Origin of the sequence: Formosa sejongensis, assembly GCF_033447105.1 — a bacterium.
GTDB lineage: Bacteria > Bacteroidota > Bacteroidia > Flavobacteriales > Flavobacteriaceae > Formosa.
Map to the genome: position 1 here is coordinate 31,321 of NZ_JAWQUN010000022.1, position 12,549 is coordinate 43,869.

Annotated in this window: 10 protein-coding genes; 3 read left to right on the plus strand and 7 right to left on the minus strand. The window is 31.8% G+C overall.

The window, feature by feature from the left end:
- Positions 1-133: 133 nt before the first annotated feature.
- Genes R6X41_RS16060 through R6X41_RS16070 form a run of 3 tightly spaced genes read right to left on the minus strand, consistent with a single transcriptional unit; the run spans position 134 to position 5,043 of the window.
- On the minus strand, positions 134-2,605 hold the full coding sequence (locus R6X41_RS16060) for a TonB-dependent receptor family protein (protein ID WP_318501370.1): 2,472 nt from the start codon (positions 2,603-2,605) through the stop codon (positions 134-136).
- Positions 2,544-3,926 carry an HTTM domain-containing protein gene (locus R6X41_RS16065; protein WP_318501371.1) on the minus strand — a complete coding sequence of 461 codons (1,383 nt, stop codon included), beginning with the start codon at positions 3,924-3,926 and terminating at the stop codon, positions 2,544-2,546. The genes R6X41_RS16060 and R6X41_RS16065 overlap by 62 nt, the downstream gene beginning before the upstream one ends.
- 7 nt (positions 3,927-3,933) lie before the next feature.
- Positions 3,934-5,043 carry an imelysin family protein gene (locus R6X41_RS16070; protein ID WP_318501372.1) on the minus strand — a complete coding sequence of 370 codons (1,110 nt, stop codon included), beginning with the start codon at positions 5,041-5,043 and terminating at the stop codon, positions 3,934-3,936.
- Between the two features lie 165 nt (positions 5,044-5,208).
- On the opposite strand from R6X41_RS16070, the gene R6X41_RS16075 reads away from it, so the two are divergent.
- Together R6X41_RS16075 and R6X41_RS16080 are read left to right on the plus strand one after the other, a co-directional pair.
- On the plus strand, positions 5,209-6,396 hold the full coding sequence (locus R6X41_RS16075) for an imelysin family protein (RefSeq protein ID WP_318501373.1): 1,188 nt from the start codon (positions 5,209-5,211) through the stop codon (positions 6,394-6,396).
- 71 nt (positions 6,397-6,467) lie between these two features.
- Positions 6,468-7,874 carry a di-heme oxidoreductase family protein gene (locus R6X41_RS16080; protein ID WP_318501374.1) on the plus strand — a complete coding sequence of 469 codons (1,407 nt, stop codon included), beginning with the start codon at positions 6,468-6,470 and terminating at the stop codon, positions 7,872-7,874.
- Positions 7,875-8,192: 318 nt separating this feature from the next.
- On the opposite strand, the gene R6X41_RS16085 is transcribed toward R6X41_RS16080, so the two are convergent.
- The gene (locus R6X41_RS16085; protein ID WP_318501375.1) at positions 8,193-8,615 is read right to left on the minus strand and encodes a hypothetical protein; all 423 of its coding nucleotides are present in this window, start codon (positions 8,613-8,615) and stop codon (positions 8,193-8,195) included.
- A gap of 833 nt (positions 8,616-9,448) precedes the next feature.
- Between R6X41_RS16085 and R6X41_RS16090 the strand changes: the two genes are divergently transcribed.
- Complete coding sequence (locus tag R6X41_RS16090; RefSeq protein ID WP_318501376.1) at positions 9,449-10,132, plus strand: potassium channel family protein; 684 nt, start codon at positions 9,449-9,451, stop codon at positions 10,130-10,132.
- Positions 10,133-10,218: 86 nt separating this feature from the next.
- On the opposite strand, the gene R6X41_RS16095 is transcribed toward R6X41_RS16090, so the two are convergent.
- From R6X41_RS16095 to R6X41_RS16105, 3 genes are all read right to left on the minus strand, one after another.
- Entirely contained in the window at positions 10,219-10,704 is a 486-nt protein-coding gene (locus R6X41_RS16095; RefSeq protein WP_318501377.1) for a hypothetical protein, read from the minus strand.
- A gap of 130 nt (positions 10,705-10,834) precedes the next feature.
- Positions 10,835-11,176 (minus strand): hypothetical protein, encoded by a 342-nt coding sequence (locus tag R6X41_RS16100; protein ID WP_318501378.1) that lies wholly within the window; start codon positions 11,174-11,176, stop codon positions 10,835-10,837.
- A 573-nt stretch (positions 11,177-11,749) separates the two neighbouring features.
- The gene (locus R6X41_RS16105) at positions 11,750-12,388 is read right to left on the minus strand and encodes a CPBP family intramembrane glutamic endopeptidase (RefSeq protein WP_318501379.1); all 639 of its coding nucleotides are present in this window, start codon (positions 12,386-12,388) and stop codon (positions 11,750-11,752) included.
- Positions 12,389-12,549: the final 161 nt, after the last annotated feature.

Consider the following 12,549-nt stretch of genomic DNA (forward strand, 5'->3'; position numbering starts at 1 on the left):
TAAACAAAACTCTTAAGTAAAACTTTAAAAAATAAAACCATTTTATATGTTAACAGTTAATGTGTTTTAGAAAACTGTACTATCAATATGTATGGAATTAAGGGGTTAGCTTAACGGTAAAAAATAACTTTTATTATATTTTAATTTCAAGGGTTGTATAAAACGTTATCGGTTCGCTAGGAAGAATTCCAGGACCAGGATATCCTGTTGCACGTCTTGTAAAATAATAATTATTGGTAAAGTTATTAATACCTGCTTCTAGTTTTAATTTGCGCCAAGAATAAGATGCTGAAAAATCGGCAACAAAGAAAGATGGAATCTGACCAAAAATACCAAATGTATTATCCTCTGGGTTTGTAACACTGTTATTACTATCTGTAAATTGCGAGGATAAATAAGTGAATTGAAGGCTGACTTTTAGGTTTTTGTATCCGGCAGTAGTTCCGGTTTTAATATTAAAAAGAGGAACAAATTCTACTTCGTTACCTTGAATTCCAGGTGCTTCAGATTTTAAATAATCACTACTAGTAATCGCACTATTTATAAACATATTCCAAGAAAAATTAGACTTGTCTATAAAATATGTATTGCTAATACTCCAGTCTACTAAAGTTTCCCAACCATACGTTATAGCGGTTCCAATATTACTTCTATAACGAACTACAGCTGCAGAACCATTAGGGTTGGTTGTTTGATATTCTCCGATTTTATCGTTGTATAATAAGGCATAGATACTAGTATCGTAACTAAATTTATTGCTAATTTTTCCGCGTAACCCAATATCCGAAGTAAATCCTTTTTCATCTGTAATATTGGGATCTATAACTAAACTTGGACTTATAGTACGTATATCGCTAAATGTAACAGAGCGGTAATTTTGAGAAATATTTGCATAAATTTCGGTTGTAGGTTGTGGTTTGAAACTCACACCAACACCAAATAAAATAAAGCTTCGGGTTTTAGTAACATCTTCTTCAATCAATTCATCTAAAATAATATTTCCTGCTTGGTCGGTATTTATATTTCTCCAATATCCATCTGCTCGTGTTCGAATATTTTCAAATCGAAATCCTGGTGTAATAGTTAAATTTGAAGACAGTCTGAAGATGTTTTCTCCAAAGATTGTTAGATTCAAATTGGGGTAGACATAATCACTTTGGTATAAATAGTTTGGAAATTCTTCTAGGGCTAGGTTAAAATCTGGTCCGCTACCGCTACTTCCTGGACCTTGGATAGATGTATTTCTAGATTGGTAATATTTTGCACCTAGTAAAAAGGCACTACTTTTTCCGTTTAAATCGTACTTCTGTAGAAACCGAGCTTCTGCTCCCCAGTTTACAAAATCGCCTAAAATAAGGTCTCTTACAGTTCCAGGAATATCTGGATTACTAACACGATTAGATAGAAATCCTAAAGCACTTCTACTCGCATCTAAACCAAATAACTGTAGTGAGAAATTTGCCTTATCTGTAAACTGATGTTTTAATCTAAGCGCAAATAAATTCCAATTTACATCAAACCAATTACGCTCACGATTGCTCTGAAACATATCTTCATTAAACATATAATCGGTCAGTCCGCCAGGCTGTTGTGCGAGATAATCAAAAAGGGTGTAATCGAAATGTACAGAAGTTTTTTCATTAAATTGGTAATTCAGATTTATAAAAAAGTTACGGCTATTAAAATAAGAGTTAGGTCTAAATCCGTCGCCTTGTTTATAATTAAAATGGGTATAATAACTAAATTTTCCATTCGTTCCGCTAAGGCTTGTAAAGTTTGTAAAAAGTCCATTGGAGCCTACGGTATTTCGAGTCACTAATTCGATAGGTTTTGCAGTAGGTTGTTGAATTTTAAAATTTACTAAACCACCAAATTGAGTCCCGTATTGTAAAGATGCCGCACCTCTAATAATCTGAATTTCGGACAAAGCTTCTGTAGGTGGTGTGTAGTAACTCTCTGGATAACCTAGTACATCTGCACTAATATCGTAACCGTTTTGGCGGGTGTTAAAGTTACTTGTACGGTTAGGATTTAATCCACGACCACCAATGTTAAGTTGTAATCCACCGTCGGCATTTTCATTAAAAGTAATACCAACAACTTGTGCATACACTTGCCTAGTCGTGTTTACCGATTTATTTACCACAAGCTTATCGACTTCAATAATCTCCGTTTTTTTACCGGCATAAATAGCTGTGCCTTCTATATCTTTTAAATGACTAATAGCAAAAACACGCTCTTTATTTTTCTGAATAACGACTTCATTTAATACGATAACATCTTCTAAAATAATGGTGACATTATTCGAATCTTTAGTAAAGTGTTTTTCTTTTAAAAGAAAGGCGTCTTTATAAAAAACAATTGAAAATGTTGGCTGACTTAAAGTGATTTCGAATTGCCCGTTTGTATTCGTGAATACTTTCCTTCCAGTAGCCACGTCTATAACTTCAACATGAGAAATAGGCGTACCATTTTCCATCTGTACTATCCCCGTAAAAGGAGTTTGAGCATATAAAATGGTTGTGATTAAAAATAAAACAAAGCTAAAACCCTTCGATAGTATGGTTGAAAGGGAGTATCCAGGTTTTTGGTTTAAAAGATTCATATTGTTTTGCAAGATTTATGTTTGGGTCTATATATTGTTGGCTTAATCTGCCGTTAAGTGCAACGTGGCAATCCACTTTAACTTCAGGGTCTATCATTCCTTTTTTTTGATAATAATCATGAAGAAAATGAGCATATTGTAAAATAAAATCAGGCTGAAAAGCCATTTGTTTTTCTTGAAAACGTGTCAGAAATTCTGAATTATCAACCATTTTAAATTGACCTGTTTCAATATCATTTACTGTAAATTCTGCATACCCTGCTTTTTCCATAAGCATAACACGCCACGAAAAGCGGTAGCCTTCTTCAGTCCAAAAAAGTTCGTTAGGATAGCATAAATATCGAAATGGTAATAGTAATTGTATGGTTATAAAAACCCCTAAAACAACTGGTGTATATTTTGCTAATGGTTTAGTGGTTTCATTTAGAATAGCAACATGTTCTGAATTTAAAGATTGATCCGATAGTGTTTTGCTACCGAAAAAAACCATAATTTTTTGTAGTACGTTTCTATGAAAACTAGGACTAAAAAATATAAGTGATGAGATAATCATAACAAAAGGGAAGATACCAATTGGGAATAAAATACGAGTCAGTACATGGAACACGACTACGATTAGGAAACCAAATAATCGGGTGCGTTTGTATAAAAGGAAAAACACGATACCTAAGTCGTAAATAGCACCAAACCAACTGAAAGCGTAAGCAACCCAAATTTTACCTAAAAGTGCTCCAATAATTGGTAAACCTGCTTTTGAAGGTAACCAAATTTTTAAAGGCATAGCGTGTAAAAGCCAATCTGTATTTAATTTAAAAAGGCCTGCATATATGTAAACAATGGCGAGTAAGACTTTTAATATATCGATAGTATATCGCGGAACTGTATTTCTAAATAGCACATTTTTTTGTTTCGCGTCAACAGAGCAAATGGTATTCGCTGGTAGAAAAATCATGACAAAACTAACCATAGAAATAAAATAGTAATGGTTAAGGTAATAGGTTTTATCCATAAGTTCTATGTAAGTAAAACTTAGAAAAAAGAGGATGATAGCCAATCGGTATTTATAACCAATAGCAACACAAATTGCCGAGATTCCGCAGATAATAAACAGAAGGTAAGTGTAAAATCCTAATGGTTTTACCCAACTAAAGCCGTAATAAGAAAAGTGAAAAATGGGTTGGATATAAAATTTATCTATCCACCCATGTGCAGCAAATCGTATTACGCTAAAAAACATCATCGCTCCAAAAGCGATTCTGTAAAAAGCTAGTGGAGCAACGTCTGTATAAGAATTAAGGTAATCTCGTATTTGTTTACTCATGAGTTAATTAATCGCCATCTCCATCTACATAATCTATAGTTAGTCCAAGGGCACTAATCATGTCTACTTTTAAGTAGACTACGTTTTGTTGTAGTGCATCGTAGGTCGTTAACATTTTACTATTATCAGCGGTGACTTGGTCGCTTAAACTATTACTTAACAAATTGCAAGTAATAAGAATAGCATCATATTGGTCTGTAATAATTGTGCTTAACGGTAATCCGCTAGCTTGGGCATCAACGGCATTTAAATAGGCTTTTAAACTAGGGCCTGTAATGTTAGTGCCATATGTTTTTCCTTCAAAAAAGGCAAGAGATGCATCTATAGACTCTATTAATAAAGATTTTCCGATTGTATTGTTATAATAAGCTTCAACTTTTTCTGGAAAAAGGGCACCATTACTAAATTTCCCTGCTGGGATTCCAACTTTAGGAGCTCTAATAACTTTCTCAAAATCTTCTACAAAATTATTAGCTGTTTGGTTTAACGATCCCGTTACTGCATTCGAATTGTTAATGTAAGTTGTTCTGTATCCATTATTCCAATCTGCAAGTATAGAAACGGCAATACTTTTAAGTTTAGCCGTAAGATCTGTTATATATTGTTTGTAATTGTCAGCATTTGTATCTGTGGTATAAAATGCTAAAATTTCTTGGTCTGTTTCTCCAATACCATATAATAAATAATCTAATGCAGGAAATCCTTGACTAGCAAATTGTGTTTGTGCACTTAAATTATAATCTCCTGAAGCAATATTTGCATCAATACTAGCCGTTGTAGTAGGGTAGGTGTTGGCTGTTTCTATCAGGTGTAAATCTGTCGCTTTTCCGATGTCAAAAATTCCGATATTTTGAAACGTTACATATGCCATTTTCCAAGACGTTCTCAATTCTCCCAATGTTGCAGTATTTGGCGTGTTTACAAATGCTGAACTTTTAGTCTCTAAATCTTCAGTTTTAGTTTGATAATCGGTAAAGGCAGGAATAATTAAGTTATCAGCCCAATTAATTAACATAGCTTGTTTATCATAATTTGAAATATTAGTGTCACTTCCATTATCTGAAGAACAACTAAAGCATATCAAAACTATGCCTATTAGATATAACGTATTTTTCATGAATTAAAATTTTTTCAAAAGTAAAAAACTATGTGATATTATCTTTATTTATTCTAAATAAATTTATGTTTTAAGATAAAAGTTATAAATAAAGTGAGTTTTTATTTGCACATTTTTTGAAAGTTATTACTTTTGTCTTGTTTTTAATCAGTCTAAATAAACAATATGAAAAGACCATTTTATAGAATATCAGTACTTGCTATAGCAACATTATTTTTAACAGCATGTAATAGTGACGACGATTCCGGATCTACAGACCCTACCGAAAATACAGTTAAATCGGCTGTTATTACCAACTATGCAAACATTGTATATCAAAATTATCAAGATGCACTTACAGATGCTATTTCTTTAAAAACTGCGGTAAATGCATTTACAGAAAATCCTACCCAAGCGAGTTTTGAAACTGCAAAAAGTGAATGGTTAACCTCTAGAGAAAGTTATGGAACTACAGAAGCATTTAGATTTGCAAATGGCCCAATCGATGATGAAAATGGACCAGAAGGTTTATTAAATGCTTGGCCTTTAGATGAGAATTTTATTGATTATGTTAGTGATAACGGAACCATAATTAATGGTGGTATTGTTAATAATCTTGAAGTTTTTCCAGAAATCACAAAAGACGTTTTAGAAGGCCTTAACGAAAATGGAGGAGAGAAAAATATTAGTGTGGGTTACCATGCGATTGAATTTTTACTTTGGGGACAAGATTTAACAGCGCCTTCTGAGAAATTAGCTGGACAACGTCCTTATACAGATTTTGTTGAAGGCGGTACAGCTTTAAACCAAGATAGACGTAGTGCGTATCTTAATATTTGTGCAGATTTAATTATCGATAATCTTACGTATTTGGTAAACCTTTGGTCGCCAAGCGGAACGTATAGAACGACATTTTTAAGTTTGGATGAAGACGTTGCTCTTCAAAATATGTATTTAGGTATTACAACTTTGGTATTAGCAGAATTACCAATAGAGCGTATGTCTGTAGCATTAATTAATGCAGATCAAGAAGACGAACATTCTTGTTTTAGTGATAATACACACAGAGATATTGCATTAAATCTTCAAGGCGTTATTAATGTTTATAAAGGAACATACGGAAGTATAAATGGTGCATCTTTATCAGATTTAGTTTCTGAATCAAATTCAGATTTTTATGAGAGTACCGAAGACGCTATAGTTGAAGCAAAAGAAAATGTTTCTGAAATGTCTGTTCCTTTTGATTTTGCTATTTCTGGCGGGGAAGGTTCTGCAGAAGGTGATAAAGTACAGGATGCAGTAGATCAATTATTGATTCTTGGTAAAAATTTATTAGCCGGAGCTTCAGCAATTGGAATTGTAGTGAATGGTTAATTATAATTTATTTTATAATTCTGAAAAAGTGTTGTATTATACAACACTTTTTTGGTGTCTAATATAATAGTATGAGTAAAATAAGTTTTTTTAGAATTTTGTTTGCATTAGGCGTGGTGCTTACGAGCAGTTGCGATAGTAATGAAAGTGATTATGTGATGTTAGTTCCAGAAGATGGCGAGCAATATGGAGGAGGCATATCAACAGTTGTTAACGCAACCGAAGAAGCATTTGGGTTTTCAAGTACGGCTTTAACGGTTAGAGAACAAGTTGATTTTGGCGTTGGAAATTCGTTTTTTCGTCAGAGCTGGGTATCGGCACCATCTTCTACAACAGCTCGCGACGGACTTGGGCCATTTATTAATGCGGTGTCTTGTTCGTCTTGTCATTTTAAAGATGGCCGCGGAAGACCCCCTGCTTTCGATGGTGAGTTTGGCGAAGGATTACTGTTGCGTTTAAGCATATCTGGGCATCAAGAAAACGGAGCAGCCAATGTAGACCCTATTTATGGAAATCAGTTACAAGATGCCTCTATACTCGGTGAAACTGCAAAAGGAAGTTATAGAATTACTTATCAAACCAGTACAGAAACTTTAGCCGATGGGACACTAATTACTTTACAAAAGCCGATTTATACTATCGAAAATTTGGGATATGGTTCACTTGCTTCAGGTGTATTAGTATCTCCTAGAATAGCAAGCCAGATGATTGGTTTAGGCTTATTGGAAGCTGTTTCTGATAACACACTTTTAAGTTTTACAGACGAATACGATTCTGATAATGATGGTATTTCTGGACGCGTAAATACAGTTTACGATGTCGAAAGCAATTCGCAAAAAATAGGTCGTTTTGGATGGAAAGCCAATCAGCCTAATATTAAGCAGCAAGTCGCTGGAGCTTTTTCAGGAGATATGGGAATTACATCATATATTTTTCCAGACCAAAACTGTCCTTCAGATGTCGATTGCGATAATATTCCAAATGGTGGTTCTCCTGAGATTACAAATGAAAATTTTGATAGAGTCGTGTTATATTCTCAATCGCTTGCAGTTCCAATTCGACGTGATTTTGAAGATCAGAATGTACTTAATGGTAAAGAAATTTTTAGCACTATGAAATGTACAAGTTGCCACATTCCTAAAATGGAAACCAGTAATGATTATTACATTGCAGGGTTTAGAAACCAAACCATTCGTCCGTATACAGATTTGTTATTACACGATATGGGTGAAGGCTTATCTGATAATGCTCCAGATTTTCAAGCATCTGGAAATGAATGGCGTACACCACCATTATGGGGAATTGGTTTAATAAATACAGTTAATAAGCATACTAAACTGTTACACGATGGCCGTGCAAATAACGTAACCGAAGCTGTTTTATGGCACGGTGGCGAAGCAGAACAAGCAAAAAATGAGTTTAAAGATTTGTCAACTCAAGATAGAGAAGATGTGTTGGCGTTTATAAACTCTTTGTAGTTTTTTAATAAAATATTTTATACTAAACCACTGTTTTATACGGTGTTTTTATTTTCATTATTTTGAATTGAAAATTTACTTTTATTGGTCTCAAGAATAGTTAAAACGATGTGCTTATTGCATTTTACTTTGATTTATGACAGAATACAGGTCCAATGATAACGGTGTGATTTTAAGTTGTCAGATCAAACCTATCAACTTTAAGTAGCTTGTGTTTCAGTCTAAAATATCTAAAGACCTTTCTAGTTTACTATCATATCGGCAATCAATATTGGCTTAATTTAAGTTAGTAATTTTTAAATTGAAGATCACTTTCCGTTATTTATTTAATATAATTTCTTTTGTTGTTGGTCTTCTAAAAATTAGGAGAAGCCTACATCCTTCTAAATACTTTTGAAGAATAAAATTTGTGCTTTGCTTTCCATTAAATGATTTGTCTAATACAAAAATATAATCAAATAAGGATCCTCCGTGAATAATTATGAGTCCTTTTTTCTCTTTTTCGGCAATGAAGAGAGACGAATAATAAATTAGTTTTCCTTTTCTTTTAAGCGTAGGAATATCAAAAAATGGTGCAATTATCGAAAGGGTCACAACTATTGAAAAGCATATAAGAAAATTGAATCCACTAAAGATAGATACGACTAAAACAATAACATTCAAAGCTAGAGCAATCATTCCAATTTTCAATTGAATTCGGTTTTGTTCTCTATCTGTTTTAGAGTAATATCTGTGATTCATTTGGTTTTTGCAAAGATTTATAATCAGCACTAAAATACGTGTTTTATTAAAATGAGGATAGGTTTTCGTAGTTTCCTATTCATATTAGGCCTGAAAACTTATTTGTAATCAATCGTGTCCTAAATAATATTGTATGTTCATTTTTTTCATTGATAAAAAGATCCTTCGACTTTGCTCTGGATAAACCAAGCCAAAAAAAATCTAGGCTTACGAACTTTTATCTAAATTTTTCGTTCACTATCTAAATTTAAAGAACTCGCTACTAAAAATCAACTATATAGAAACATACGTTTAGCTCAAACAGCTTTAAATTTTACGATAGTTTCTCTTCAAATTTTACGATAAATTTTCGATAGGCCATTTAAAAAAACAAAATTCAACTTATATAGAAAAAGTACTTCCCTAAGTACAACTAACTTTATAAAGTCAGCAGTGGTAAATCTTTGTAGAAAAAGAGAGTAATCGTTTAGGTCGCTATTGATTTGTAATTCAAGAACCGATATCTAAAAAATCATTCTCCAAACTTTACGGTATAGCTAATCTTAAATAGTTATTGTATTTACAGCCCAAAAGAAGTATGTATATTGAAAACTATCTTCTAAAATAGGAAAAGCCTTAATAAAAAAAATGATTAAGTTTGTCGGATAAAACACATCCTTAATACCAATTTGCAGTAAAAGAATCTAGAATTTTCTAGTAGTCAAAATTTTATGGAGTTAAAAAGAGCAAGTAGATTCTTATCTATTAATAGTGCTTTAAAAGTCTAGAAAAGAGAAAGATATATTTAGCCCAAGACAGAACGAGAATATAGAAAAGCTGCTAAAAATTTAAATATGAACAAGTTAAACAGACTTCACAATTATAGGTTTGAAATATTCTTTGCAACCATTATTATTATACTATTTAGCCCTATTTTTTTAGTAAATGATGAAATTAGTGATATCTTAAATCAATTAGCTATTATTTTGAATTTTTTGGCGGGAATCGTTTTGCTTTCAAAAAATAAAAGATTGATGAAGCTCTTTTTTATACTGGTTGGGATTATAATAATATTTATTATTCGTGATTTTTTCCATCACCGACCAGAAATATTTTTAGAGTATGTTAAGTTGGCGTGTTATTTTACATTTTATATTATTGTTTCCTTTGAATTAATCAAGCAGGTTATAAAAGCTAAGTTGATTAACCGAAATGTAATTATAGGTTTAATGTGTGGTTATATTTGTTTAGGGTTGGTTTGTTTTTTTGCGTTTTTTACGATTGAATTTATACACCCAGGTTCCTTCAATGGGGTAGATTTTAATTTAGATGTTTCGGGTAAAAAAGACGCCTTGTTATATTTTAGTTATATATCCCTGTTAACTATAGGCTATGGAGACATAACTCCAGCTACAGTAGTCGCTCAAAAAGCTACGATGTTAACAGGTTTAGCAGGTCAGTTTTATATGGTGATTTTAACGGCAATTATTGTTGGGAAATATATTAGTCAAACTTCAAAAGAATCTAAAAACGGGTAAAATATTGTTTTTAAGTATGCAAATAATAGATTTTATTAGTCTTAAGTTGCGTTCAGTAGTTGGAATCGAGAGTTTAAATATGAAAATTAAAGTTGGTTTATCATTTTTTTTACGGTGTTATTTAGTTCTATTTCTTTTTGGGTTCCGATAAGAAATTTATTGCCGTCAAGAAGTTCAATAGCTAGACCTTTATTTCCTTTTGTATTATAAACAGTTCCGTATTTTGTCCATAGTCTGATTCCCCAACCTCCTACAAATCCATAATTTACGATTTCTGCACTTTTTATTTCTTTCCAATTTATATGCTTTTTAAGAAATGGGAAGAAGTGGATTCGGATTTCATTTTGATCAATTTCAGTTTTTAATTTTACAAACCAAAACATTGCAATTAGTGTAAAAATAAATATTGAAAATACTATAAGTCCGAAGTTAGACATCGGCATATTACCAAATTTTTCTCCAAGAATAAATTGCTTGTAAATTCCCATAATTGGTAAAATCCCAATTCCGAATAAAAGAACCCAAACCCACCATTGTGTGAATTTCTGCTCTTCTTTAAACTCAATTTTCATCCTATAATGGTTTTTGTTGTAAGAATTAAAGGTAGTGATTTGGAATTTGATCTCTTTATATCTTATTCTTAAATACATCTATCTTCCTTTAAAAAAGCGCTTGCTTAAAGTTACTTAAAACAGATTATACTTATTGTTTTCGATCGTTTTTCATTTTCATTTTATGTTTAAAAAAATCAATTTGTGATTGGTCCAATTTAGACTTTGGTATTGAAATTCCAAATGGTCTGCTAAGATTTAATGTCAACCAAATTCTATCCTTTTTTAATTCAATAGTTTTTACCCAATTCCAATCTTTGGTTTCAATACTGTCTTTGTTAGTATGATTGATTATAATGTCGTGGTCATTAAATTCGACTAAAGCATCAAAATGAATAGACTGACCTAAAGTCTTAGCACTTAAAATTTGTAAAGGCCAAAGTATAATCATAATTCCAATGAAATATATTAGGGCAGAAGCTAGTGGACTCATTGTATTTATAGGTTGTAAAAAACCCAAAATAGTTGTAAGCATTAAATATTTCCAGATCGATTTTTTTAGAAAGAAATAAATTTTAGCTCTTAGTATATTATTGAAACTTGAGACTAAATGTTGTTTAACCATTAGAGTTAATGTATTAGTGTTTTACGAAATTGACATTAAAAATAGTAATTTAAGAACAGACAACTCTATGTTTTTTTTTGCATATGAAATTTTTGGTGCACTTGTTACTTGACTAATTTATAACCCCTTTTAAGGTCAGGTTTTTATGATTTTTTAGAAAGTCAGGTTTTTAAAAATTGAATTTAGAGTACCTGAATTTAACAATAAGTTAGAAAACACAAACATCTATTTTCTGAATCGTAAAACGCAAGATTTTGTGCTACTTTATATAAATAATGAAGAGTCAGGTACTTTTGTTTTAAAAAAAAGTACAATGTTATTTATGTCTTTTAACTAGAATATGTAAGGTCAAAATAAACGGTATGTTTTGGTTGTATTTAATCTTTGATGGGTCTAAAGGAAGTCATTAATTATATAAGAGTAAAACGTTTGTTATTGGGTTCACCAATTTCCTTTTTCATATAAATCCAAAAAAGAGGCCGCAGACAAATTAAAAAAGTCGACTAAAAAGTGCGCCAGTATAATCCACCTCAAACTATCTGTTTTCTTATAAACGAGAGCCCAAATTATACCCATTATGAACGTCGATATAATAACCGTAAATCCACTATTCAATTCTGAATTCACTCCAAACACAGCGTGACTACATGCAAAAACTAAACTTGTAAAGGTTATTGCAATCCAATTCGACCAGTTTTTTGTGTACTCTAAAAGTAGACCACGCCAATAAAATTCTTCAATCCAAGGATTGATTATCGCTAATAAAATCCATGGTAGCCAAACTTGCCAAATTTCTAATGTTTCGTAATGCATTAGAAATAATGGTAGCGGAAGTATTCCAATACATAAAGCCAGAATGTTCCATCCAAATGATCGTTTTGATTTTTGTAACCACTTTTTTCTTGTCTCTTTATCTGTATATCTCAAAAAGAAACTTATAAAAAGACACCACTGAATTAAAATTATGGGTATAAAAGCCCATTTTCCGATGCTGTTTTTGAATAGAAAGGCAACTCCGAAGCTTATGCCGATAATCAAAAAAGGGGATGCAAGTACTATTTGTTTTTTTGTTAATGTCATTCAGAACTTTTTATTTCTTCAAGTATCATTTCTGTTCGTTCCTTTTAAAATACGTATTTAAAAAGTCAGAAAAGTTTCAGTAAGGACTAAGTGTGTTATTTTCATAAAGTTACGTATTTGTAGCCGACGCTATTTCCTAATGCTAATCTATTTCAGAAAAT